This is a genomic window from Pantoea sp. y20, assembly GCF_054903455.1.
The window spans coordinates 894,929-919,198 of record NZ_CM142816.1 but is presented as its reverse complement, the minus strand read 5'-3'; the positions used below and the strand labels follow the sequence as shown (position 1 = coordinate 919,198).

The 24,270-nt window shown below is 53.7% G+C and carries 18 protein-coding genes, 2 tRNA genes and 3 rRNA genes; 9 read left to right on the top strand and 14 right to left on the bottom strand.

Going from position 1 to position 24,270, the window contains the following annotated elements; all coding sequences use genetic code 11:
• The first annotated feature begins 22 nt into the window (after nt 1-22).
• Nucleotides 23-931 carry a DNA-binding transcriptional regulator YafC gene (yafC, locus tag ACYAC5_RS04110; protein WP_277974556.1) on the top strand — a complete coding sequence of 303 codons (909 nt, stop codon included), beginning with the start codon at nt 23-25 and terminating at the stop codon, nt 929-931.
• Nucleotides 932-946: 15 nt separating this feature from the next.
• Here yafC and dkgB read toward each other — a convergent pair whose 3' ends face one another.
• From dkgB to gmhB, 7 genes are all read right to left on the bottom strand, one after another.
• The gene (gene dkgB, locus ACYAC5_RS04105; protein ID WP_277974555.1) at nt 947-1,750 is read right to left on the bottom strand and encodes a 2,5-didehydrogluconate reductase DkgB; all 804 of its coding nucleotides are present in this window, start codon (nt 1,748-1,750) and stop codon (nt 947-949) included.
• 169 nt (nt 1,751-1,919) lie between these two features.
• Nucleotides 1,920-1,996, bottom strand: a tRNA-Asp gene (locus tag ACYAC5_RS04100).
• 102 nt (nt 1,997-2,098) lie between these two features.
• Nucleotides 2,099-2,214: ribosomal RNA gene (rrf, locus tag ACYAC5_RS04095) — 5S ribosomal RNA — on the bottom strand.
• A 207-nt stretch (nt 2,215-2,421) separates the two neighbouring features.
• Nucleotides 2,422-5,326, bottom strand: a 23S ribosomal RNA gene (locus ACYAC5_RS04090).
• 215 nt (nt 5,327-5,541) lie between these two features.
• A tRNA-Glu gene (locus ACYAC5_RS04085) sits at nt 5,542-5,616 on the bottom strand.
• Nucleotides 5,617-5,704: 88 nt separating this feature from the next.
• A 16S ribosomal RNA gene (locus tag ACYAC5_RS04080) occupies nt 5,705-7,244 on the bottom strand.
• Together the 16S, 23S and 5S rRNA genes with 2 tRNA genes alongside form the textbook arrangement of a ribosomal RNA operon.
• Nucleotides 7,245-7,653: 409 nt before the next feature.
• A complete protein-coding gene (gene gmhB / locus ACYAC5_RS04075) occupies nt 7,654-8,214 on the bottom strand; it encodes a D-glycero-beta-D-manno-heptose 1,7-bisphosphate 7-phosphatase (protein WP_192412323.1) in 561 nt (186 codons plus the stop codon).
• A 187-nt stretch (nt 8,215-8,401) separates the two neighbouring features.
• Between gmhB and metN the strand changes: the two genes are divergently transcribed.
• From metN to proS, 6 genes are all read left to right on the top strand, one after another.
• On the top strand, nt 8,402-9,433 hold the full coding sequence (gene metN, locus ACYAC5_RS04070; protein WP_101762027.1) for a methionine ABC transporter ATP-binding protein MetN: 1,032 nt from the start codon (nt 8,402-8,404) through the stop codon (nt 9,431-9,433).
• The gene (locus ACYAC5_RS04065; protein WP_101762028.1) at nt 9,426-10,079 is read left to right on the top strand and encodes a methionine ABC transporter permease MetI; all 654 of its coding nucleotides are present in this window, start codon (nt 9,426-9,428) and stop codon (nt 10,077-10,079) included. The genes metN and ACYAC5_RS04065 overlap by 8 nt, the downstream gene beginning before the upstream one ends.
• A 37-nt stretch (nt 10,080-10,116) precedes the next feature.
• Nucleotides 10,117-10,932, top strand: coding sequence for a MetQ/NlpA family lipoprotein (locus ACYAC5_RS04060; RefSeq protein WP_277974554.1), 816 nt, complete (start codon nt 10,117-10,119; stop codon nt 10,930-10,932).
• Between the two features lie 129 nt (nt 10,933-11,061).
• Nucleotides 11,062-11,463: an Rcs stress response system protein RcsF gene (gene rcsF / locus ACYAC5_RS04055; RefSeq protein WP_101762030.1), complete on the top strand. Its 402-nt coding sequence runs from the start codon at nt 11,062-11,064 to the stop codon at nt 11,461-11,463.
• The gene (tsaA, locus tag ACYAC5_RS04050) at nt 11,460-12,167 is read left to right on the top strand and encodes a tRNA (N6-threonylcarbamoyladenosine(37)-N6)-methyltransferase TrmO (protein ID WP_277974553.1); all 708 of its coding nucleotides are present in this window, start codon (nt 11,460-11,462) and stop codon (nt 12,165-12,167) included. The genes rcsF and tsaA overlap by 4 nt, the downstream gene beginning before the upstream one ends.
• Before the next feature lie 89 nt (nt 12,168-12,256).
• The gene (proS, locus tag ACYAC5_RS04045) at nt 12,257-13,975 is read left to right on the top strand and encodes a proline--tRNA ligase (protein WP_277974552.1); all 1,719 of its coding nucleotides are present in this window, start codon (nt 12,257-12,259) and stop codon (nt 13,973-13,975) included.
• Between the two features lie 30 nt (nt 13,976-14,005).
• Here the strand turns inward: proS and arfB are convergent, their stop codons facing one another.
• Nucleotides 14,006-14,416: an alternative ribosome rescue aminoacyl-tRNA hydrolase ArfB gene (arfB, locus tag ACYAC5_RS04040; protein WP_101762033.1), complete on the bottom strand. Its 411-nt coding sequence runs from the start codon at nt 14,414-14,416 to the stop codon at nt 14,006-14,008.
• Nucleotides 14,417-14,630: 214 nt separating this feature from the next.
• Between arfB and ACYAC5_RS04035 the strand changes: the two genes are divergently transcribed.
• A complete protein-coding gene (locus tag ACYAC5_RS04035) occupies nt 14,631-14,831 on the top strand; it encodes a YaeP family protein (RefSeq protein ID WP_036622231.1) in 201 nt (66 codons plus the stop codon).
• A complete protein-coding gene (gene rof, locus ACYAC5_RS04030; protein ID WP_101762034.1) occupies nt 14,818-15,081 on the top strand; it encodes a Rho-binding antiterminator in 264 nt (87 codons plus the stop codon). The genes ACYAC5_RS04035 and rof overlap by 14 nt, the downstream gene beginning before the upstream one ends.
• Before the next feature lie 39 nt (nt 15,082-15,120).
• On the opposite strand, the gene ACYAC5_RS04025 is transcribed toward rof, so the two are convergent.
• The 6 genes from ACYAC5_RS04025 to dnaE all read right to left on the bottom strand — a co-directional run bounded on the left by ACYAC5_RS04025 (nt 15,121) and on the right by dnaE (nt 24,245).
• A complete protein-coding gene (locus tag ACYAC5_RS04025) occupies nt 15,121-15,429 on the bottom strand; it encodes a c-type cytochrome (RefSeq protein ID WP_309836736.1) in 309 nt (102 codons plus the stop codon).
• A 14-nt stretch (nt 15,430-15,443) separates the two neighbouring features.
• Complete coding sequence (tilS, locus tag ACYAC5_RS04020) at nt 15,444-16,745, bottom strand: tRNA lysidine(34) synthetase TilS (RefSeq protein ID WP_309835844.1); 1,302 nt, start codon at nt 16,743-16,745, stop codon at nt 15,444-15,446.
• A 54-nt stretch (nt 16,746-16,799) separates the two neighbouring features.
• Nucleotides 16,800-17,189 carry a VOC family protein gene (locus ACYAC5_RS04015; RefSeq protein ID WP_462062444.1) on the bottom strand — a complete coding sequence of 130 codons (390 nt, stop codon included), beginning with the start codon at nt 17,187-17,189 and terminating at the stop codon, nt 16,800-16,802.
• Between the two features lie 75 nt (nt 17,190-17,264).
• On the bottom strand, nt 17,265-19,415 hold the full coding sequence (locus ACYAC5_RS04010) for a lysine decarboxylase LdcC (protein ID WP_462062443.1): 2,151 nt from the start codon (nt 19,413-19,415) through the stop codon (nt 17,265-17,267).
• A 375-nt stretch (nt 19,416-19,790) separates the two neighbouring features.
• Nucleotides 19,791-20,750, bottom strand: coding sequence for an acetyl-CoA carboxylase carboxyl transferase subunit alpha (gene accA / locus ACYAC5_RS04005; protein WP_280172481.1), 960 nt, complete (start codon nt 20,748-20,750; stop codon nt 19,791-19,793).
• Between the two features lie 12 nt (nt 20,751-20,762).
• Nucleotides 20,763-24,245, bottom strand: coding sequence for a DNA polymerase III subunit alpha (gene dnaE / locus ACYAC5_RS04000; RefSeq protein WP_101762039.1), 3,483 nt, complete (start codon nt 24,243-24,245; stop codon nt 20,763-20,765).
• Nucleotides 24,246-24,270 lie beyond the last annotated feature (25 nt).

Sequence of the window (24,270 nt, the reverse complement as noted above, 5' to 3'; positions counted from 1 at the left end):
GACTTTTGCTTTTGGAGGGATAATGAAAGCATCGTCAGATGAGCTTAAGGTGTTTATCGCTGTAGTGGAGAGCGGCAGCTTTAGTCGCGCTGCAGAACAGTTGCAGATGGCCAATTCAGCGGTGAGTCGCACGGTTAAAAAACTGGAGAATAAGCTGGGTGTCGCGCTCTTAACGCGTACTACGCGTCAGCTAGCGCTCACTCATGAGGGCGAGCATTATTTTCGCCGCGTGCAAAAGTTGATGCACGAGATGTCAACCGCCGAGAGCGAGTTGATTGAGCGTCAGATGGCGCCTCAGGGCGTACTGCGTATTGATGCTGCTACACCCGTAATTCTGCATCTGTTGCTACCGATGATTAAACCCTTTCGTGAGCGCTATCCCAATGTCACACTATCGCTCATATCTTCAGAGAGCTTTATTAACCTCATCGAACGTAAAGTCGATGTGGCGATTCGCGCTGGCAATTTGACGGATTCTACACTGCGCGCTCGTTTGCTCTTTATAAGCTATCGCAAATTAGTGGCGACGCCGGCTTATCTGGCGAAATATGGTGTCCCTGCATCAACAGCTGATTTGGCTCAGCATGAATGCCTTGGCTTCGTTGAAACGCCACGCTTAAATCGCTGGCCAGTCGCAGATGAAGGTGGCGATCTTTATGACATCACGCCAGGAATGTCATCTAACAGCGGCGAAACGCTTAAACAGCTAGTGCTAGGCGACCAAGGTATCGCGTGTTTATCAGATTTTATGGTAGATAAAGAGATAGCCGATGGTACTTTTATTGAACTGCTTGCTGAACAGCGTATCCCAGTTGAGATGCCTTTTAATGCAGTCTATTACAGTGACTTAGGAGTTAGCCAACGCGTTAGGGCGTTTATCGATTTTCTGAGTGAATGGGTTAAAGCTCAGCCCTGGCGAGTGCAGGGCTGAAAAGGGATGCAGCGATTAATCCCAGTCTGGCGCCAAACCTTCTGGACCCACTAAGCGCTGATGACGATCCAGCGCGGCAATATTTGCCATATCTTGATCGTCTAGCTGCAGATCAACCGCTGTCATGTTGCTCGCCAGGTTTTCACGTTTGGTTGATGACGGGATCACCGCGTAACCTAACTTCATCGCCCATGCCAAAACAACCTGTGCCGGAGTAGCTTTGTGCTTCTGTGCAATGGTATTAATTACCTCATCCTTCAGCGCTTCTCCATAAGCTAACGTCATGTAAGAAGTGATGTGAAGACCATTCTTTTTAGCAAAATCAACCACCTGCCGATTCTGCAGAAAGGGATGCAGCTCAATCTGGTTAGTCGCTATATTTTCCACGCCAACCGCGTCAATCGCCTCTTTCATCAAAGCAATTGGGAAGTTTGAGATACCAATTTGCCGCGTCAGGCCTGCTTCTTTTGCTGCCATCAATGCCAACATGCTCTCTTTTACCGATACCGCCGATCCGGGAGAAGGCCAGTGGATTAAAGTGAGATCGACATAATCGGTGCGCAGTTTCGCCAGACTTTCTTTCAAGCTGGGAATCAACTTCTCAGCCGAAAGATTCTCAATCCAGATTTTGGTGGTAATAAACAAGTCGCCGCGTACTACACCACTCTCAGCGATCGCCTGCCCCACAGCCGCTTCATTTTCATAGATTTGCGCAGTATCAATTGTGCGATAGCCAAGTTCCAACGCAGTTTTAACTGAATGGATTACAACGTCATCTTGCAGGCGGAAAGTACCTAAACCAAAGGCGGGGATCGTCATGATTTCCTCATCGTATAGCGTTATGTTTCGATGGGAACTATTGTGGCAAGTTTATTGTTGCTGAAAAATCCGTTTATAAGCAAAAAAATTTTGATTTTTTATCAACAATAATGACGAAATTGCAGATATGAAAAAGCCCTGACTTTTCAGTCAGGGCTTATCAATTAAGTGGCGGAACGGACGGGGCTCGAACCCGCGACCCCCTGCGTGACAGGCAGGTATTCTAACCAACTGAACTACCGCTCCACCGATTCTGTACTGATATCAGACAATCGTTCTGATTTCAGGTGTTTCGCCCTTCCCGCGTCACGGGGAAGGTCACGACCCGGTGACGGGTCTTAAATTGATGCCTGGCAGTTCCCTACTCTCGCATGGGGAGGCCCCACACTACCATCGGCGCTACGGCGTTTCACTTCTGAGTTCGGCATGGGGTCAGGTGGGACCACCGCGCTAAAGCCGCCAGGCAAATTCTTGCTGCACGAAACGAATATTTTTCACTGATGCCGCGTTGCTCTCCCTCGCGTAACTCAGTCACATACTTCAGTATGCTCCCTCGCTCCGTCTCGGTCGGCGCCTCGCCTCAGCGTAAAATCTTCGCTTCCGCTAATTCTTTATCCGGTAAAACAAGCTGAAAATATCGGTCTCTCAGACCAAAACGCCTCTGGCGTTGTAAGGTTAAGCCTCACGGGTCATTAGTACCGGTTAGCTCAACGCATCGCTGCGCTTACACATCCGGCCTATCAACGTCGTAGTCTTCAACGTCCCTTCAGGACTCTCAAGGAGTCAGGGAGAACTCATCTCGGGGCAAGTTTCGTGCTTAGATGCTTTCAGCACTTATCTTTTCCGCACTTAGCTACCGGGCAGTGCCATTGGCATGACAACCCGAACACCAGTGGTGCGTTCACTCCGGTCCTCTCGTACTAGGAGCAACCCCCCTCAATTCTCCAGCGCCCACGGCAGATAGGGACCGAACTGTCTCACGACGTTCTAAACCCAGCTCGCGTACCACTTTAAACGGCGAACAGCCGTACCCTTGGGACCTACTTCAGCCCCAGGATGTGATGAGCCGACATCGAGGTGCCAAACACCGCCGTCGATATGAACTCTTGGGCGGTATCAGCCTGTTATCCCCGGAGTACCTTTTATCCGTTGAGCGATGGCCCTTCCATTCAGAACCACCGGATCACTATGACCTGCTTTCGCACCTGCTCGAGCCGTCACTCTCGCAGTCAAGCTGGCTTATGCCATTGCACTAACCTCCTGATGTCCGACCAGGATTAGCCAACCTTCGTGCTCCTCCGTTACTCTTTGGGAGGAGACCGCCCCAGTCAAACTACCCACCAGACACTGTCCGCAGCCCGGATTACGGGCCTACGTTAGAACATCAAACATTAAAGGGTGGTATTTCAAGGTTGGCTCCACGCAGACTGGCGTCCACGCTTCAAAGCCTCCCACCTATCCTACACATCAAGGCTCAATGTTCAGTGTCAAGCTATAGTAAAGGTTCACGGGGTCTTTCCGTCTTGCCGCGGGTACACTGCATCTTCACAGCGATTTCAATTTCACTGAGTCTCGGGTGGAGACAGCCTGGCCATCATTACGCCATTCGTGCAGGTCGGAACTTACCCGACAAGGAATTTCGCTACCTTAGGACCGTTATAGTTACGGCCGCCGTTTACCGGGGCTTCGATCAAGAGCTTCTCCTTGCGGATAACCCCATCAATTAACCTTCCGGCACCGGGCAGGCGTCACACCGTATACGTCCACTTTCGTGTTTGCACAGTGCTGTGTTTTTAATAAACAGTTGCAGCCAGCTGGTATCTTCGACTGCCTTCAGCTCCATCCGCGAGGGACTTCACCTGATGACAGCGTGCCTTCTCCCGAAGTTACGGCACCATTTTGCCTAGTTCCTTCACCCGAGTTCTCTCAAGCGCCTTGGTATTCTCTACCTGACCACCTGTGTCGGTTTGGGGTACGATTTCGTGTTACCTGGAGCTTAGAGGCTTTTCCTGGAAGCAGGGCATCAGTTACTTCACCACCGTGGTGGCTCGTCGTCACGCCTCAGCCTTAAGATACCCCGGATTTACCAAAGGTATCAGCCTACACGCTTAAACCGGGACAACCGTCGCCCGGATAACCTAGCCTTCTCCGTCCCCCCTTCGCAGTAACACCAAGTGCAGGAATATTAACCTGCTTCCCATCGACTACGCTTTTCAGCCTCGCCTTAGGGGTCGACTCACCCTGCTCCGATTAACGTTGAACAGGAACCCTTGGTCTTCCGGCGAGCGGGCTTTTCACCCGCTTTATCGTTACTTATGTCAGCATTCGCACTTCTGATACCTCCAGCATGCCTCACAGCACACCTTCAACGGCTTACAGAACGCTCCCCTACCCAACAACACATAGTGTCGCTGCCGCAGCTTCGGTGCATGGTTTAGCCCCGTTACATCTTCCGCGCAGGCCGACTCGACCAGTGAGCTATTACGCTTTCTTTAAATGATGGCTGCTTCTAAGCCAACATCCTGGCTGTCTGTGCCTTCCCACATCGTTTCCCACTTAACCATGACTTTGGGACCTTAGCTGGCGGTCTGGGTTGTTTCCCTCTTCACGACGGACGTTAGCACCCGCCGTGTGTCTCCCGTGATAACATTCTCCGGTATTCGCAGTTTGCATCGGGTTGGTAAGCCGGGATGGCCCCCTAGCCGAAACAGTGCTCTACCCCCGGAGATGAGTTCACGAGGCGCTACCTAAATAGCTTTCGGGGAGAACCAGCTATCTCCCGGTTTGATTGGCCTTTCACCCCCAGCCACAAGTCATCCGCTAATTTTTCAACATTAGTCGGTTCGGTCCTCCAGTTAGTGTTACCCAACCTTCAACCTGCCCATGGCTAGATCACCGGGTTTCGGGTCTATACCCTGCAACTTAACGCCCAGTTAAGACTCGGTTTCCCTGCGGCTCCCCTATACGGTTAACCTTGCTACAGAATATAAGTCGCTGACCCATTATACAAAAGGTACGCAGTCACCCCATTAAAGAGGCTCCCACTGCTTGTACGTACACGGTTTCAGGTTCTGTTTCACTCCCCTCGCCGGGGTTCTTTTCGCCTTTCCCTCACGGTACTGGTTCACTATCGGTCAGTCAGGAGTATTTAGCCTTGGAGGATGGTCCCCCCATATTCAGACAGGATACCACGTGTCCCGCCCTACTCTTCGAACTCACAATCTGTGCACTTTCGTGTACGGGACTATCACCCGGTATCGTGCGACTTTCCAGACGCTTCCACTAACGCACAAACTGATTCAGGTTCTGGGCTGTTCCCCGTTCGCTCGCCGCTACTGGGGGAATCTCGGTTGATTTCTTTTCCTCCGGGTACTTAGATGTTTCAGTTCCCCGGGTTCGCCTCGCAACACTATGTATTCATGTTGCGATGATGCACTGGGTGCACCGGGTTTCCCCATTCGGACATCGTCGGCTGTAGCGGTTCATATCACCTTACCGACGCTTTACGCAGATTAGCACGTCCTTCATCGCCTCTGACTGCCAGGGCATCCACCGTGTACGCTTAGTCGCTTAACCTCACAACCCACAGGCGTTTTGCAACGCGCGCAGACTGCAAGCATTTGAGAGACTCGAACATATCGCCGCTTCATTCTTATTACGGAGAATGAAGACGATACGTCGTTTCAATTTTCAGCTTGTTCCGGATTGTTAAAGAGCAGTATCTCAGACGCAGCTCGTAAGCTTCGTTTGAGATACGTCGTGGAGACACCTTTCACCTGTCACCAAGCAAGTGGCGTCCCCTAGGGGATTCGAACCCCTGTTGCCGCCGTGAAAGGGCGGAGTCCTAACCGCTAGACGAAGGGGACACGATAGTGTCACGACTTCGCAGCCGTCTTGCTCATTACTTTCTATCAGACAATCTGTGTGAGCACTTCGCGGGAAGGTATCTTCAGGTAAGGAGGTGATCCAACCGCAGGTTCCCCTACGGTTACCTTGTTACGACTTCACCCCAGTCATGAATCACAAAGTGGTAAGCGCCCTCCCGAAGGTTAAGCTACCTACTTCTTTTGCAACCCACTCCCATGGTGTGACGGGCGGTGTGTACAAGGCCCGGGAACGTATTCACCGTAGCATTCTGATCTACGATTACTAGCGATTCCGACTTCACGGAGTCGAGTTGCAGACTCCGATCCGGACTACGACGCACTTTATGAGGTCCGCTTGCTCTCGCGAGGTCGCTTCTCTTTGTATGCGCCATTGTAGCACGTGTGTAGCCCTACTCGTAAGGGCCATGATGACTTGACGTCATCCCCACCTTCCTCCAGTTTATCACTGGCAGTCTCCTTTGAGTTCCCGGCCGAACCGCTGGCAACAAAGGATAAGGGTTGCGCTCGTTGCGGGACTTAACCCAACATTTCACAACACGAGCTGACGACAGCCATGCAGCACCTGTCTCAGAGTTCCCGAAGGCACCAAAGCATCTCTGCTAAGTTCTCTGGATGTCAAGAGTAGGTAAGGTTCTTCGCGTTGCATCGAATTAAACCACATGCTCCACCGCTTGTGCGGGCCCCCGTCAATTCATTTGAGTTTTAACCTTGCGGCCGTACTCCCCAGGCGGTCGACTTAACGCGTTAGCTCCGGAAGCCACTCCTCAAGGGAACAACCTCCAAGTCGACATCGTTTACGGCGTGGACTACCAGGGTATCTAATCCTGTTTGCTCCCCACGCTTTCGCACCTGAGCGTCAGTCTTTGTCCAGGGGGCCGCCTTCGCCACCGGTATTCCTCCAGATCTCTACGCATTTCACCGCTACACCTGGAATTCTACCCCCCTCTACAAGACTCCAGCCTGCCAGTTTCGAATGCAGTTCCCAGGTTAAGCCCGGGGATTTCACATCCGACTTGACAGACCGCCTGCGTGCGCTTTACGCCCAGTAATTCCGATTAACGCTTGCACCCTCCGTATTACCGCGGCTGCTGGCACGGAGTTAGCCGGTGCTTCTTCTGCGGGTAACGTCAATCGGTGAAGTTATTAACTCCACCGCCTTCCTCCCCGCTGAAAGTACTTTACAACCCGAAGGCCTTCTTCATACACGCGGCATGGCTGCATCAGGCTTGCGCCCATTGTGCAATATTCCCCACTGCTGCCTCCCGTAGGAGTCTGGACCGTGTCTCAGTTCCAGTGTGGCTGGTCATCCTCTCAGACCAGCTAGGGATCGTCGCCTAGGTGAGCCATTACCCCACCTACTAGCTAATCCCATCTGGGCACATCCGATGGTGTGAGGCCCGAAGGTCCCCCACTTTGGTCTTGCGACGTTATGCGGTATTAGCTACCGTTTCCAGTAGTTATCCCCCTCCATCGGGCAGTTTCCCAGACATTACTCACCCGTCCGCCACTCGTCACCCGAGAGCAAGCTCTCTGTGCTACCGTTCGACTTGCATGTGTTAGGCCTGCCGCCAGCGTTCAATCTGAGCCATGATCAAACTCTTCAATTTAAGTTTGATTTGCTGAAACCAGTTCAGCGGTGCTCATCTGTAAAACGTCATAATGAATTTCATTATGTGTTCACTCGTGAGGCTTTGATATTTTTTTGCGTCCGGAGACGCGGATATCAATCCTGCGAGTGCCCACACAGATTGTCTGATAAATTGTTAAAGAGCGTTGCGAACAGCGGCTGAACCGCCTGTCGCGAGGTGGCGTATACTACGCTACTCTCCTTCGGAGTCAAACACTTTTTTCAGCGTCTTCATCCGGCGGGATGAATTTCTTCACTCCCTGCCGAGCCGTCTGCGTTGCCGCTTTGCCGTCTCAGTGGTGGCGCATTATAGGGAGTTATTCGGAGCTGACAAGTGCAAATTTCAAGTTTTTTGCTGTTCGCTTGAAATTTGCGCAAAAGGCCCGTTTTCAAGCCTTTTTGATACGTGCTGGCAGCTCTGCCAGACTATTAATCACCCAATCCGCCACTGCTTCCCCTTCTGCCGTTACCGGCTTGCCACTACGCACCAGCACTTTGGTACCCACACCCGCTGCTAACGCCGCCTGCATATCTTCTATTTTGTCGCCTACCATATAAGAAGAAGCCATATCGATATCCAGATGCTGCTGCGCGGAGAGCAACATGCCCGGCTGCGGCTTACGGCAATCACACTGCTGGCGATACGCTTCTACCGTTGCATCTGGCAAATGCGGACAGAAATAGATGCCATCCAAATCAACATCACGATCGGCCAGCGACCAATCCATCCATTCTGTGAGTTGCATAAACTGGTCTTCGGTAAACATGCCACGCGCAATGCCCGACTGGTTAGTCACCAGTACCAGCGCATAGCCCATCTTCTTTAACGCCTGTAGCGCTTCGATGGTGCCATCAATGAATTCGAAATTATCGATTTCATGAACATAGCCGTGATCAACATTCAATGTGCCATCACGATCAAGAAAAATAGCCGGGACTTTGTTCGCCACGTAGAAACTCCTGCTGAAAATGTGTCGCTAAGTATCGCATGATTGCGTATAGCGAGAGAATGGCAGTTTGAATGACTTCCATTGATTTAGCCGTCTGGATGCCTTAACATCCATCCAAATTTCGCACAGCCCTGCTGAGTGAAGCCCGATACACCACGGACTATGCAACACGATAATAAATAAACTAATGATTAAACTCGAAAATATCACCAAAGTGTTCCAGCAAGGCTCACGCACCATTCAGGCGCTGTCCAACGTCAGCCTGCACGTGCCTGCTGGACAGATCTATGGCGTCATCGGTTCCTCTGGTGCCGGTAAAAGTACCCTGATTCGCTGCGTCAATCTGCTGGAGCGCCCAACCTCCGGACGCGTGCTGGTTGATGGCCAGGAATTAACCACCCTTTCTTCTGGTCAATTGACGCTGGCGCGCCGCCAGATTGGCATGATTTTCCAGCACTTCAATCTGATGAACTCCCGCACCGTCTCCGGTAACGTGGCGCTGCCATTAGAGTTAGGCAATCTTTCGCGCGAACAGATAAAGAAGCGCGTTAGCGAATTACTCGATCTGGTGGGATTATCAGACAAGCATGATAGCTGGCCAGCGAATCTCTCTGGCGGACAAAAGCAGCGTGTTGCGATTGCCCGCGCACTGGCGAGCAATCCTAAGGTGCTGCTGTGTGATGAAGCCACCAGCGCACTGGATCCTGCAACCACGCGTTCGATTCTGGAGCTGCTTAAGGACATTAACCGTCGTCTAGGCATTACCATTCTATTGATCACCCATGAAATGGATGTGGTGAAACGCATCTGCGATCAGGTTGCGGTGATCAGCAATGGTGAGTTAATTGAAAAAGACAGCGTGAGCGAAGTGTTTTCGCATCCGAAAACGCCGCTGGCGCAACAATTCATTCAATCGACGCTGCATCTGGATATCCCCGACGACTACCAGCAACGCATGGCGCCACAGCCAACAGCTGATAGCGTGCCGCTGCTGCGTCTCGAGTTCACCGGCAAATCGGTGGATGCTCCGCTACTGTCAGAATCGGCTCGCCGCTTTAACGTTAATAACAACATCATCAGTGCGCAGATGGATTACGCCGGCGGCGTGAAGTTCGGCATCATGCTGGCTGAGATGGATGGCAGTGAAACAGATACACAAGCCGCGATTGCCTGGCTGAAAGAAAATCATGTGAAAGTAGAGGTGTTGGGTTATGTCTGAAGCGATGATGTGGTTACTGACGCGTGGCGTCTGGGAAACGCTGATGATGACCTTCGTCTCTGGTTTCTTTGGTTTTGTCCTCGGTCTTCCGATTGGCGTGCTGCTGTATGTGACGCGTCCCGGCCAGATTCTGGCCAACAACGCGCTTTATCGCGTGCTGTCCGCGCTGGTGAATATCTTCCGTTCTATTCCGTTCATTATCCTGCTGGTATGGATGATTCCGTTCACCCGCGCCATAGTCGGCACCTCGATTGGCCTGCAAGCCGCGATTGTGCCACTAACCGTCGGCGCCGCGCCGTTTATTGCACGTATGGTGGAAAACGCCCTGCTGGAACTGCCAACCGGATTGATCGAAGCGTCTCGCGCCATGGGCGCCACCCCGCTGCAGATCGTGCGTAAAGTCCTGCTGCCAGAAGCGCTGCCAGGTCTGGTGAATGCCGCTACAATTACCCTGATTACGCTGGTTGGCTACTCCGCAATGGGCGGAGCGGTTGGCGCAGGCGGTTTGGGCCAGATTGGCTATCAATACGGTTACATTGGCTATAACGCCACCGTAATGAACACCGTGCTGGTTTTGCTGGTTGTGCTGGTCTATTTAATCCAATTCTGTGGCGACCGCATTGTACGTGCTGTGTCCCATAAGTAAGCAAGCAACATCAATAGTCCTCTATTAAGGAAAGGATATGTCTTTTACATTTAAAAAGATTGCCGCTGTGGGTGCTCTGATTGGCGCAATTGCGCTGGCAGGATGCGATCAGAAAGCAAAAGATCCAAACCACATTAAAGTGGGTGTGATTGTCGGCGCTGAACAGCAGGTTGCTGAAACTGCAGTTAAAGTGGCGAAAGAGAAATATGGCCTCGATGTTGAGCTAGTGACCTTTAACGATTACGTGCTGCCAAACGAAGCACTGAGCAAAGGTGATATTGACGTTAACGCCTTCCAGCACAAGCCGTACCTGGATCAGCAGATCAAAGATCGCGGTTACAAGCTGGCCTTCGTAGCGAACACCTTCGTTTACCCAATCGCCGGATACTCGAAGAAAATCAAATCACTGGATGAACTGCAGGACGGTTCACAGGTTGCTATCCCGAACGATCCAACCAACCTGGGACGTTCACTGCTGCTGCTGCAGAAAGTCGGCCTGATCAAACTGAAAGATGGCGTTGGCCTGCTGCCAACCTCACTGGATATCACTGAGAACCCGAAAAAGCTGAAGATTGTTGAGCTGGAAGCGCCGCAGCTGCCACGTTCACTTGACGATCAGCAGATCGCACTGGCGGTGATCAACACCACGTACGCCAGCCAGATTGGTCTGACGCCAGCGAAAGATGGCATCTTCGTGGAAGACAAAGATTCACCTTACGTGAACCTGATTGTTAGCCGTGAAGATAATAAAGACGCGGAGAACGTGAAGAAGTTTGTGCAGGCTTACCAATCAGACGAAGTGTCTGAAGCGGCCAACAAGATCTTTAACGGTGGCGCAGTGAAAGGCTGGTAATGTTCACCTTTCATGCCTTGCAGGGCGGCTTCGGCCGCCCTTTCTTTTGCCATAAATTGCACCTGACTTGTTATTTATTGTCGTCCTTGTTTCAATAACGCCACTTTTTTATTACTTGAGGATGTTGCCATGCGTTTTTTACCGCTCTGCTTGTTAGCATTGATGCTGACCGGGTGTGTGCGTGAATATCACCCGATAAGCAGTGCTCCTTCTCGTCCGCAACAAGCATCCAGCGAACCACAACGTAAACCGACTCCACGTCCCGCGCCGGTGAAGATCTACACCGATGCGACCGATCTGGTCAGCAACCCGTTCCGCGATTTGGGCGAAGTCTCTGCTGAAGATTGCCAGAGCAGCAGCCAGGATTCGCCTCCTAACATCAACACCGCGCGCAAGCGCCTGCAGATTCGCGCAGCCGGCATGAAAGCCAACGCCGTCCTGCTGCATAAGTGCGAAATTGTCACCAGCACGCCGGGATGCTATCGCCAGGCCATTTGCCAGGGCTCCGCACTGAAAGTATCAAATCAATGAGTGAGTTTGCCTTTGCGCAAATCGGCGTGATTCGTTCGCCGTGGAAAGAGAAGTTTGCCGTCCCGCGCCAGCCCGGTCTGGTGCAGGATGGCTGCGGCGAGCTGCATCTGCTACCACCTTACAATCAGCCGGAAGCCGTGCGCGGGCTGGAAGCGTTTAGTCATTTGTGGGTGCTGTTTGTATTCCATCAAACCATTGAAGGAGGCTGGCGTCCGACCGTGCGTCCCCCGCGCCTCGGTGGCAATGCGCGTATGGGCGTGTTCGCCACCCGTTCAACCTTCCGCCCCAATCCTATCGGCATGTCGCTGGTTGAGTTAAAAGGCATTCGCTGCGAGAAGCAGCAGGTGATCTTGCAGCTCGGCAGCCTCGATTTAGTCGATGGCACGCCTGTGGTGGATATCAAACCTTATCTGCCGTTTGCCGAAGCGCTGCCTGATGCGCGCGCCGGGTTTGCGCAGGCGGCGCCTGATGCCACCATGCCGGTGCGCTTTTCGCCGCTGGCGCAGAGCCAGCTTCAGCTGCAGCAGAAAACCCATCCGCAGCTAGCGCGTTTCATTAGCGAAGTGCTGGCACAGGATCCGCGCCCGGCTTACCGTAAAGGTGAGACGGAAGATCGTGAATATGCCGCCTGGCTACTCGACTTTAACGTGCGCTGGCGCATTGATGAGGCAGGAACCGAGGTGATCGCCCTCGATCCCCGTTAAAACCCGCTTTTGAGTGATTGATCTCGCTGGTACACTAGCCGCCAGAAAAATTTTGTCAGTTTCCTTCCGTATAACTGGAATCGTAATCAATGCGTACTACTCAATATCTGCTCTCCACTCTGAAGGAGACACCTTCCGATGCAGAAGTGATCAGCCACCAGCTGATGCTGCGCGCCGGCATGATCCGCAAACTGGCTTCCGGTCTCTACACCTGGTTGCCGACCGGGATTCGCGTGCTGCGAAAAGTTGAAAACATCGTGCGTGAAGAGATGAACAACGCCGGTGCGATTGAGATCTCCATGCCGGTGGTTCAGCCTGCCGATCTGTGGGAAGAGAGCGGCCGTTGGGAGCAATACGGCCCGGAACTGCTGCGCATTAAAGATCGTCACGAACGTCCCTTCGTGCTGGGTCCAACCCACGAAGAAGTGGTCACCGATTTGATCCGCAACGAGCTGAGCTCTTATAAGCAGCTGCCGCTCAATCTGTATCAGATCCAGACCAAATTCCGCGATGAAGTGCGCCCGCGTTTTGGTGTGATGCGTTCACGCGAGTTCATCATGAAAGATGCTTACTCGTTCCACACCACGCAGGAATCGCTGCAGGAAACCTACGACGCGATGTACCGCGCCTACAGCCAGAGCTTCAGCCGTATGGGCCTTGATTTCCGCGCCGTACAAGCTGACACCGGTTCTATCGGCGGCAGCGCATCACATGAATTCCAGGTGCTGGCACTGAGCGGTGAAGATGACGTGATCTTCTCCAGCGAATCCGATTACGCGGCCAACATTGAGAAAGCCGAAGCCTTAGCGCCGGCTGGCGAGCGTCCGCACGCCACAGAAGCCATGACGCAGTTCGATACGCCAAACGCCAAGACTATCGCCGAGCTGGTTGAGCAACATCAGTTGCCGATTGAGAAAACCGTTAAGACGCTGTTCGTCAAAGCCACCGAAGAGAGCGGCCACACGCTGGTTGCCCTGCTGCTGCGCGGCGATCATCAGCTGAACGAAATTAAAGCGGAGAAGCTGGATATCGTCGCTGAACCGCTGGAGATGGCGAGCGAAGAACAGATTCGCGCGCTGCTGGGTGCCGGTCCAGGCTCGCTCGGCCCGGTCGGTTTGACCATGCCAGTGATCGCCGATCGTACCGTGGCAAAAACAGCTGACTTCTGCGCGGGTGCCAACATTGATGGCAAACACCTGAGCGGCATCAACTGGGGCCGCGATCTGCCAGAACCGCGCGTGGAAGATATCCGTAACGTGGTGGAAGGCGATCCAAGCCCAGACGGCAAAGGTACGCTGCTGATTAAACGCGGTATCGAAGTGGGCCACATCTTCCAGCTGGGTACCAAGTACTCCGAAGCGATGAAAGCAGCGGTTCAGGGCGAAGATGGTCGTAACCAGGTGATGACCATGGGCTGTTACGGCATCGGTATTACGCGCGTTGTGGCGGCGGCAATTGAGCAGAACAACGACGAACGTGGCATCATCTGGCCTGCGGCATTGGCACCGTTTGAAGTGGCCATTCTGCCAATGAATATGCACAAATCTTTCCGTGTGCAGCAGTTGGCTGAAGAGCTGTACAACACGCTGCGTGCCAAAGGCATTGACGTGATTCTGGATGACCGTAAAGAGCGTCCAGGCGTGATGTTCGCGGATATGGAGCTGATTGGCGTGCCGCACACCATCGTAATTGGCGATCGTAATCTCGATAACGAAGAGATTGAGTACAAGGCGCGTACCGCCAGCGAGAAACAGATGATTAAGCAACATGACATCGTCGACTTCCTGGTGAAAGCACTCAACAAGTAACGCTTAAACGCCTCCAGCCGGAGGCGTTTTTTATTGCACCTTTCCGCGCATCGCCTTCACGTTACTGCGCCGCGTTTTACCTTCCAGCCGCCTCACTTTAGAGCCGTGCGTCGGTTTGGTCGCACGCCGCACTTTTTCCACCGTGGTTAACTCCCGAATCAGATTTATCAGCCGCTGCACGGCCGCTTCCCGATTCATTTCCTGGCTGCGATGTTCCTGTGCTTTGATGATCACCACGCCTTCCGCGGTAATCAAATGATGGCTCGCCGCCAGCAGTCGCTCTTTGTAAAACGGCGGCAGCGATGAGGCATGAATATCAAATCGCAGGTGAATCGCCGTCGACGTTTTATTCACATGCTGGCCACCGGCACCTTGCGCACGGATGGCACTGAGTTCCACTTCATTATCTGCAAGTGAAAGCGATCGAGACAGCACAATCATCTGTCACCTACCGTTTGGCTCGACGTTGCGTCGCGTAATAACCTGTTCATCAACTTAACCTTTTGTGCGCACGCTGAATGCATAAGACCAGCGCGAAATGTCACTTTTGCCCATTTGCTTGCATCATTCCCGTGACGACCGGGCTGATTTCGATGAAATTCCTGTGATATAGTCGCCTATCATCCAGAGTATCAACTCTGCTGAGGAGGTGTATGTGCAAAAGTATTGTGAGTTAGTTCGCCAGAAGTATGCCGAAATTGGTAGCGGCGACCTTGGGTATGTGCCAGACGCCATAGGTTGTGCGTTGAAGGCTCTCAACGATATTGCCGCTGATTCTGCGCTAAACTCTTCTCTCAGGGAACAAGCAGCGTATGCCGCTGCAAACTTATTGGTGAGCGACTATGTTGACGAATGAAGCCTACAAACCCATCAACTGCGATGATTACGACAACCTTGAACTCGCCTGCCAAAAACACTGGACGCTGTCGTTAGAGTTAAAAAACGGCGATCAGCTCAAGGCCAAAGCCGTGGACATGGTCTCACGTAAAAACGTCGAGTACCTTGCCGTCGATCTCTCAGGCGAGACCCGCGAAGTGCGGCTCGACCACATCGCCAGCTTCACACATCCTGAGCTGGGCACCGTCGTCGTCAGCGAAGACGAGTAAAACCTCTCTCGGGCGGGAATCACATCCCGCCCACCTCGCTTAAGGTTTTAACGAACTGTAATACGCCGATAAATCTGCCATATCCTGATCGCTCAATCCCGTGACAAACGCTTTCATCACTTCCGCCTGGCCGCCGCTCCGCTCGCCTTTTTTATAGGCTTGCAGTGAATGCAGCAGATAAGGCGCATGTTGCCCGGCCAGATTGGGATAAAGCGGCACGGCGCTTTTGCCCTCCGCACCGTGACACGCCACACAGCTTGCCGCTTTTTGCGCGCCCGCATTCACATCGCCGTCGGCCAACGCCGGCAGCGCCGCAGCGAATAACGCCGCGGCCATCCAAAGTTTCATCATTGCTCTCCATTTTATTGTTGTGGTGACCAGATCGCCTGCCAGCCTTGCTCGTTGCTGGCTGCGCCTTCGCGGGTAATAAACAGCCCCGGCGCGCTAATTAACGTCTGGTTAAAATAAATCAACGGAATACGTTCGCGCTGCCAGGGCGCAACGCCCAGCTCTTGCCACAGCTTCTTCATCTCGCGGCCACCTGCGCGCCCCTGTATATGATAATAACCCTGCGCCTGGAAGCGGATCGTGATCGCTTCATCCGCTGCAGGCTGGCGCAGCTCGGCAATCCACGCATTCGCGTGCAGCGAACCTAAACCAGCGGGTAAATTAAGCGGCTGCGTGCGGTCTTGCCAGGTTAGCAAGTGCTGACTAAGTGAAGGCTGCGGCGGTAACCAATAGAGTTGCTGGCGATAGCGGCGCAGCTCAAAAGCGCCGAAACGCAAACAAGGTTTGGCATCTTCACGGCTGTTGATGACTTCATCGGTGATGCGTTTCAATGCCTCGCGCGAAGGCATCGCGCCGCCCTGTTGAGCAATCCAGCGGCGTAACAGCGCATGACGCCGCGCTTCGCTCATGTTCATTAACGGCGGGAAGTGCAGCGCGCCCTGCGCATCGCTAAGCTGCGCCAGCTGTTCCGCCATCAACTCGTCGAGCAGTTGCTCCTGCTCGCCACAGAGCGCGGCGCTGCGTGCACTGGCGGCACTGAAGTGCGGCCAGCGCGCCTGCAGCTGCGGCAGAATCTGCTGACGCAGGAAGTTGCGGTCATAGCGGCTATCGGCGTTGCTTTCATCTTCAATCCAGCGCAGTTGATGCTCGGTAGCATAGTTTTCCAGCTGCTGACGGCTAACGTCGAGCAACGGACGCAGATGCCGATGTTCACCCACGCTGCGCTGCAGCGGCATCGCGGCCAAACCCGCCGGTCCGCTGCCGCGTTTTAACGCCAGCAGCAGCGTTTCCGCCTGATCGTCAAGGTGCTGAGCGGTAAGTAAGTGTTCACCGGGTTGCAGATGCTGAAACAGCGCCTGATAGCGTGCTTCGCGGGCAGCCGCTTCAATGCCGTTGGCGCGGCCATCAACCTGCACATGCAGCACTTCACAGGGAATCTGCCACTGCTGGCAAACTTGCTGGCAATGCAGCGCCCAGCTATCGGCATTCGGGCTGAGACCATGATGGACGTGTAACGCGCGCACGTGTAGCGCTGGCTGCTGACGTTGCCAGCAGACCAATTGATGCAGCAGCACGGTGGAATCAAGTCCGCCGCTGAACGCCAGCACATAGCCAGCGTCGGGTGTCAGCAGCGAAGCAAGATGAGATAAAGACATGAGCGCGTTCCGTCCGGGCGAGCCACCGAATTGCGGCTCGCGGCGGACGCTAGTTTACGCCTGATACAGCTCCAGCGGCAAACCATCCGGATCGGGGAAGAAGGTGCAGGCTTTACCGGTTAACGCATCGATACGAATCGGCTCGCACGTCACGCCCTTCTCCGCCAGCGCCGCTATGGACTGTTCAACATCCTCAACGCAAAACGCCAGATGACGCAGGCCGCAGGCTTCCGGTCCACTAACGCGTGGCGGCGGCGAGGGGAAAGAGAACAGTTCGATGGTATAAACCCCGTTCAGGCCAAGATCGCCTTTCCACGAGTCACGCTCGGCGCGGTAATATTCACCCAACAATTCAAAGCCCAGCACATCACAATAAAACGCCTTACTGCACTGATAATCGGTGGCAATAATGGCGATGTGATGGATCTGTTTAATCTGCAGCATAGCGACTCCGGTTTTCACATAAGCCGCTTACCCTACGTGGCAAATGCGACGATGAAAAGAGGTGATTGTCCTAAGTTAGCCTTCATCATCTTCACGCAATACGCGCACCAGATAACGCCCATCGTCCGTCAACGTCGCACCGTGAATATCGGTCTCGAAACCGGGATAGTGTCGGCCGATGGTGCATAGCATCAGCAGAAAATCGAGTACGGAACGGCTCTCTTCGGTGATCATCTCGCCCGGCATCACCACCGGCACGCCAGGCGGATACGGCAGAATCATGTTGGCGGAAATGCGCCCCACCAGCTCGCGAATATCCACCGTTTCCACCTGACCTTTTACCTGGCGCTGAAACGCCTGATGCGGCGTCATTTTCATCTCCGGCAGCACGTCGAACGCTTTCAACATCAGGCGCGGCAGATCATGTTGCAGGATCAATTGATGAATGCCCTGCGCCAGCGTTTGAATGCGCATGTTGCGGTAGAAGTCGGGATCTTCAGCGTAGAGATCCGGCAGCATGTTTTTCACGCGCAGGTTGAGATCGTATGCACGCTTAAACTCCGTCAGCCCACGCAGCACGCTCATCGCTTTGGTTTTATCGATGCCGATGCTGAACAGGAACAGCAGATTGTACGGCCCGGTTTTCTCCACCACGATGCCGCGCTGATCGAGGAACTTCGCCACCAGCGCGGCTGGAATGCCCTCTTCCGCCATGTTACCCAGCTCGCTCATGCCCGGCGTCAGAATGGTGACTTTGATCGGATCGAGATACATATGATCGCGATCGGCATGGGTGAAACCGTGCCAATCCTCCTCGCCCGGCTGGATCGGCCAGCATTCGGCTTGATCGACCTGCTCCGGCTGCCAGATATCAAAGAACCAGCCGTCAGACTCTTCGCGCAAGCGTTGAATCTCACGACGGAAATGCAGCGCACGTTCAACCGAGCGGTTGATCAGTCGCTTACCCGGATTGCCGCGCAGCATCGCCGCCGCGGTTTCAATCGACGAGACAATCGCGTAGCTCGGCGAGGTGGTGGTGTGCATCATGTAGGCTTCGTTGAAGGTGTGCTCGTCGTAATCGCCTTTGATGTGAATCAGCGAAGCCTGCGAGAACGCCGCTAACAGTTTGTGCGTCGATTGCGTTTCATAAATCACTTTGCCGGGAATACGATCGCCGCTCATGCCGCTTTTACCGGCATAGATCGGATGGAAATTGGTGTACGGCACCCACGCAGAATCAAAGTGGATCGATGGCACATCCAGCGTCTGTTTGATGAACTGCGTGTTGTACAGCAGGCCATCGTAGGTTGAGTTGGTGATCACCGCATGCACCGGCCAGCTAGCGCGCGGCGTGGCGTTGACCTTTTGCTGGATGTTGTCACGCGTAAACTCGCGCTGCGGAATGCCGCCCAGAATGCCCAGCGCGTTGCGCGTCGGTTTGAGCCAGATTGGGATGATGTCGCTCATCATCAGCAAATGGGTCAGCGATTTATGGCAGTTGCGGTCAATCAGCACCGTGCTACCCACAGGCGCCGCATACATGCCGACGATTTTATTCGAGGTCGAGGTGCCGTTGGTCACCATGTAGCTTTGCTCAGCGCCAAAGGTGCGCGCAACGTACTCCTCCGCTTCCAGATGCGGGCCGGTGTGATCGAGCAATGAACCCAATTCCGTGACCGAGATCGAGACATCCGCTTTTAAGGTGTTCGAGCCAAAGAAGTCATAAAACAGGCTGCCCACCGGGCTTTTCTGGAAGGCGCTGCCGCCCATGTGACCCGGCGTGCAGAAGGTGTATTTGCCCTCTTTGACGTAGGTGAACAACGCTTTAGTTAGCGGCGGCGTGATGTTATCGATGTACTCATCGGTGTACTGACGAATATGCAGCGCGATGTCATCGGCAGCGCTCAGGGCATACTCGAAGAAGTGCAGCGCCATGCGCATCTCGTTGATGCTGACATCCATCTGCGAATGGGTGTTGATGAAGGCATAGAGCGGCAGATATTCATTAAGCTGATTGATGTCGCTACACAGCGCCAGACTGTAATCGTCCCAGTCAAAAATCACACCGCAGATACGCGGATTGTGTTCAATCAACTTCAGCAGGTCGCTGGCATTATTGGGGTAAACGGTTTGGAAGCCTTGCAGCTTGAGGGCAGCATCCAGTTCGCGAATAGGCTCATCTTTGTAGAAAGCGCCGTGCGGTCCCATGATCGCAATAATATTCAATGCTCACCTCCTGTGGTGTTGTGGCACTGAATAAGGATAGCGAAAACCGCGCGCGGATAAACCTGGAATGCTCTGCTGTTGAGTGATTGCAACCGAATGCTAATGCACCAGAAAAGCCACGATCAAGCCAAAGGGGACAGGAAAGATCAGCCCGAAGAGCAAAGCATCCGAGCCATGGATGGCGAGGCCGATCTGCATGGATGCAGTGATTCTTTGCGATCGGGCTGGTCTTTTCTGGACCTTGCACCGAAGTCACAGCGAAATCGTCGAACCAGGTAGCCATGGATGGCTACCCTACGGATGGCTGATCAGAATGGTATTCGTTCGACATAAAAAAAGCGGACCGGGGTCCGCTTCTTGCTTAGCTCTGATGTATCAAGCGTAGCCGTAGTTCATCAGGCGCTGATAGCGACGGTTGAGCAACTCTTCGGTGCTCAGAACATCGAGATCGGCCAGATCGGCCAGCAGTTGCTGCTTAAGCGAAGCCGCCATATCTACCGGTTGACGATGCGCGCCGCCCAGCGGCTCAGGAATGATGGAATCGATCAGCTTCAGCTCTTTCAGACGCTCAGCTGTGATACCCATCGCTTCCGCAGCCAGCGGAGCTTTATCGGCGCTTTTCCACAGGATCGACGCACAACCTTCCGGTGAAATCACCGAATAGGTGCTGTATTGCAGCATATTGACTTTGTCGCCCACGCCGATTGCCAGCGCACCACCGGAACCGCCTTCGCCGATTACGGTACAAATCACCGGAATTTTCAGGCCAGACATTTCACGCAGGTTGCGTGCGATCGCTTCTGACTGACCGCGCTCTTCTGCACCCACGCCCGGATAAGCTCCCGGCGTATCGATGAAGGTGATCAGCGGCATCTTAAAGCGTTCAGCCATTTCCATCAGACGCAGCGCTTTGCGATAGCCTTCTGGTGCCGGCATACCGAAGTTACGACGAATTTTCTCTTTGGTCTCGCGACCTTTCTGATGACCAATGATCATCACTGGACGATCGTCAAGACGGGCAATACCGCCGACAATCGCTTTATCATCGGCATAAGCACGATCGCCAGCCAGTTCGTCGAAATCATCAAACGCGTTGCGGATATAGTCCAGTGTATAAGGACGCAGCGGATGACGCGCGAGTTGCGCCACTTGCCATGCGCCTAAATCGGAGAAGATTTTACGGGTCAGCTCAACGCTTTTTTCGCGTAAACGCTGCACTTCCTCATCCAAATTAATATCGTGTTTCTCATCCGAACGGCCAATCGATTTTAACGAGTCGATTTTCGCTTCAAGCTCTGCGATTGGCTGTTCAAAATCCAGGTAATTAAGACTCATAATGTTCCTGTTTTAGTCAAACTCCAGTTCCACCTGCTCCGATCCTACTAACGACCGCAAATCGTTGAGTAAACGATCGCTGGGCGAAATACGCCACGCTGCACCAAAGCGTAGCTTCGCTCGCGCATCGGCTCTCTGATAGTAGAGATGCACCGGAATGGTCCCGGAACGATGAGGCTCCAGAGACTGGCGGAGACGGTTTAAAAGCTGGTCATCAATTTGCCTGTCCGTCAGCGAGATAGCAAGTCCGCGCGCGTATTTTTCCCGCGCTTCGTCGATGTCCATCACTTCTCGAGCGGTCATTTTAAGGCCACCGCTAAAGTCATCAAAGCTGACCTGTCCACTGACGATCAGGATACGGTCCTTCTCCAGCAACTGCTGGTATTTATCTAACGCATCGGTAAATAACATCACTTCAAGACGACCAGAACGATCGTCAATGGTACAAATACCAATTCGGTTGCCGCGTTTAGTGACCATCACACGGGCGGCAATCACCAGCCCCGCCGCGACGGTTACTTTACCACGATCTGTCGGATGCATGTCTTTCAGCCGCATGCCGCCGACGTAACGCTCAATTTCTTTCAAATACTGGTTAATCGGATGTCCGGTAAGATAGAGACCCAAAGTCTCTCGTTCGCCATCCAGTTGAATTTGTTCCGGCCACGGCGTGATGCTGGCGTAGGATTTCTCTACCTGCTCTGGCTCTTCGGCCAGCACGCCAAACATATCGGCCTGGCCGATGGCTTCGGCTTTAGCATGCTGATCGGCCGCTTTTAATGCATCGCCGAGTGCACTCATCAAAGCCGCGCGATGCGGGCCGAGACGATCGAATGCGCCCGACATGATCAGTTTTTCCATTACGCGACGGTTGATCTTTTTGGTGTCGGTGCGCGCACAGAGATCAAACAACTCTTTGAAGTAGCCGCCTTCATTACGCGCATCAATGATCGCTTCGATCGGGCCCTCACCCACGCCTTTGATCGCGCCGATGCCGTAAACGATCTCGCCTTCGTCATTGACGTGGAACGGATACAAACCGGAGTTGATGTCTGGCGGCAGCACTTTGAGGCCCATGCGCCAGCATTCGTCGACCAGGCCAACCACTTTCTCGGTGTTATCCATATCAGCGGTCATTACGGCCGCCATAAATTCTGCCGGATAGTGCGCTTTCAGCCACAGCGTTTGATAAGAAACCAGCGCGTAAGCGGCGGAGTGCGACTTGTTAAAGCCATAACCGGCAAATTTTTCTACCAGATCGAAGATTTTCATCGACAGCTCACCGTCGACGCCCATCTTCTCCGCACCGTCCCGGAACACCGAACGCTGCTTCGCCATCTCTTCGGGTTTCTTTTTACCCATCGCACGACGCAGCATGTCCGCGCCGCCCAGCGTATAGCCAGACAGCACCTGCGCAATCTGCATCACCTGTTCCTGATACAGAATGATGCCGTAGGTCGGCTCCAGCACCGGCTTCAGGGTTTCGTGCTGCCACTGAATATCCGGATAAGAGATCTCTTCGCGACCGTGCTTACGGTCAATGAAGTTATCTACCATGCCCGATTGCAGCGGTCCCGGACGGAACAGCGCCACCAGTGCGATCATATCTTCGAAGCAGTCAGGCTTCAGACGTTTGATCAGATCTTTCATGCCGCGCGATTCAAGCTGGAACACCGCCGTGGTTTCCGAGCGCTGCAGCATATCAAAGCTTTTCTTGTCATCCAGCGGAATGGCGGCGATATCAATCGGTGGCAAACCCTGCTTTTCACGGCGCGGGTTAATCATCTTCAGCGCCCAGTCGATGATGGTAAGCGTACGCAGGCCAAGGAAGTCAAACTTCACCAGCCCGGCATATTCCACGTCATTCTTATCAAACTGGGTAACCGGGAATTGCCCGTTTTCATCGCAGTACAGCGGCGCAAAATCGGTGATTTTGGTCGGCGAAATCACCACACCACCGGCGTGTTTACCGGCGTTACGCGTGACACCTTCCAGTTTGCGCGCCATGTCGATCAGCGCTTTCACCTCTTCATCAGCCTCGTAGATCTCCGGTAGCTGCGGTTCAGCCAGGAAGGCTTTCTCCAGCGTCATGCCCGGATCCGGCGGGATCAGTTTCGAGATACGATCAACAAAACCGTACGGATGACCGAGTACGCGTCCCACATCGCGGATGACCGCTTTCGCCGCCATGGTACCGAAGGTGATGATCTGCGATACCGCATCGCGTCCATACATATCGGCCACGTGATCGATCACCTGATCGCGCTTCTCCATGCAGAAGTCAACGTCAAAGTCAGGCATCGACACACGTTCCGGGTTCAGGAAACGTTCGAACAGCAGGTCAAACTCCAGCGGATCGATATCGGTGATTTTCAGCGCATACGCCACCAATGAACCGGCACCCGAACCGCGGCCTGGGCCGACGGGAATGCCGTTGTCCTTCGACCACTGAATAAACTCCATCACGATCAGGAAGTAGCCCGGGAAGCCCATCTGGTTGATAACAGTGAGTTCAATCTCCAGACGTTCATCATATTCCACGCGTTTTTCTGCGCGCACCGCCGGATCCGGGAAGAGGAATTCCATACGCTCTTCCAGGCCTTCACGTGACTTCGCCACGAGGAAGTCTTCAGTGCTCATGTCACCGGTGGGGAACTGCGGCAGGAAATATTCGCCGAGGCGCACCGTCACGTTACAGCGCTTAGCAATCTCTACGCTATTTTCCAGCGCTTCCGGAATGTCCGAGAACAGCTCGCACATCTCCTCTTCACTACGCATATATTGCTGAGGACTGTAGTTGCGTGGACGCTTGGGATCGTCCAGCGTATAGCCGTCATGAATTGCGACGCGGATTTCATGCGCATCAAAATCTTCTTCATTCAGGAAGCACACTTCGTTGGTGGCAACGACGGGAATGCCTTCGGCCACCGCCAGCTCGACGGCGGCATGCAGATACGCTTCTTCATCGGCGCGACCGGTGCGCATCAATTCCAGGTAATAACGATTCGGGAAGTGTTCCTGATAAAAGCTCAAACACTGCGCTACCATCGCGCTATTGCCGCGCAGCAGACTGCGGCCCACGTCGCCGCGACGTCCGCCAGACAGCAGAATCAGGCCTTCGCCCAGCTCCAGCAGCCAGTCGCGATCGATGATTGGGCCCGCAATGCCGTAACCGCGCTGATATGCACGTGAAATCAGCAAGGTCAGGTTTTGATAACCGGTGTTATTGGCCGCCAGCAGCGTTAACTGTGTCAGCTCATCGCCCATCAATTCGCTGGCAACCTGGAAGTCAGCACCAATAATCGGCTTGATCCCCGCGCCGTGTGCGCTACCGTAAAAACGCACCAGCCCGCACAGGTTGATGTAATCGGTAATAGCAATCGCCGGCATGCCCAGCGCAGCCGCCTTCTTGACTAAGGGTCCGGTTTTCGCCAGACCATCAACCATGGAGTAATCACTGTGGACGCGCAGATGTATAAAACGAGGTTCAGCCATATCAGTTTCCGGTTAAAACAGCGTC

Excerpts from the sequence above, each read along its gene's own strand:
- yafC (WP_277974556.1), top strand. The coding sequence starts at position 23 with ATGAAAGCATCGTCAGATGAGCTTAAGGTGTTTATCGCTGTAGTGGAG.
- dkgB (WP_277974555.1), bottom strand. The coding sequence starts at position 1,750 with ATGACGATCCCCGCCTTTGGTTTAGGTACTTTCCGCCTGCAAGATGAC.
- metN (WP_101762027.1), top strand. The coding sequence starts at position 8,402 with ATGATTAAACTCGAAAATATCACCAAAGTGTTCCAGCAAGGCTCACGC.
- ACYAC5_RS04065 (WP_101762028.1), top strand. The coding sequence starts at position 9,426 with ATGTCTGAAGCGATGATGTGGTTACTGACGCGTGGCGTCTGGGAAACG.
- ACYAC5_RS04060 (WP_277974554.1), top strand. The coding sequence starts at position 10,117 with ATGTCTTTTACATTTAAAAAGATTGCCGCTGTGGGTGCTCTGATTGGC.
- rcsF (WP_101762030.1), top strand. The coding sequence starts at position 11,062 with ATGCGTTTTTTACCGCTCTGCTTGTTAGCATTGATGCTGACCGGGTGT.
- tsaA (WP_277974553.1), top strand. The coding sequence starts at position 11,460 with ATGAGTGAGTTTGCCTTTGCGCAAATCGGCGTGATTCGTTCGCCGTGG.
- proS (WP_277974552.1), top strand. The coding sequence starts at position 12,257 with ATGCGTACTACTCAATATCTGCTCTCCACTCTGAAGGAGACACCTTCC.
- arfB (WP_101762033.1), bottom strand. The coding sequence starts at position 14,416 with ATGATTGTGCTGTCTCGATCGCTTTCACTTGCAGATAATGAAGTGGAA.
- rof (WP_101762034.1), top strand. The coding sequence starts at position 14,818 with ATGTTGACGAATGAAGCCTACAAACCCATCAACTGCGATGATTACGAC.
- ACYAC5_RS04025 (WP_309836736.1), bottom strand. The coding sequence starts at position 15,429 with ATGAAACTTTGGATGGCCGCGGCGTTATTCGCTGCGGCGCTGCCGGCG.
- tilS (WP_309835844.1), bottom strand. The coding sequence starts at position 16,745 with ATGTCTTTATCTCATCTTGCTTCGCTGCTGACACCCGACGCTGGCTAT.
- ACYAC5_RS04015 (WP_462062444.1), bottom strand. The coding sequence starts at position 17,189 with ATGCTGCAGATTAAACAGATCCATCACATCGCCATTATTGCCACCGAT.
- accA (WP_280172481.1), bottom strand. The coding sequence starts at position 20,750 with ATGAGTCTTAATTACCTGGATTTTGAACAGCCAATCGCAGAGCTTGAA.
- dnaE (WP_101762039.1), bottom strand. The coding sequence starts at position 24,245 with ATGGCTGAACCTCGTTTTATACATCTGCGCGTCCACAGTGATTACTCC.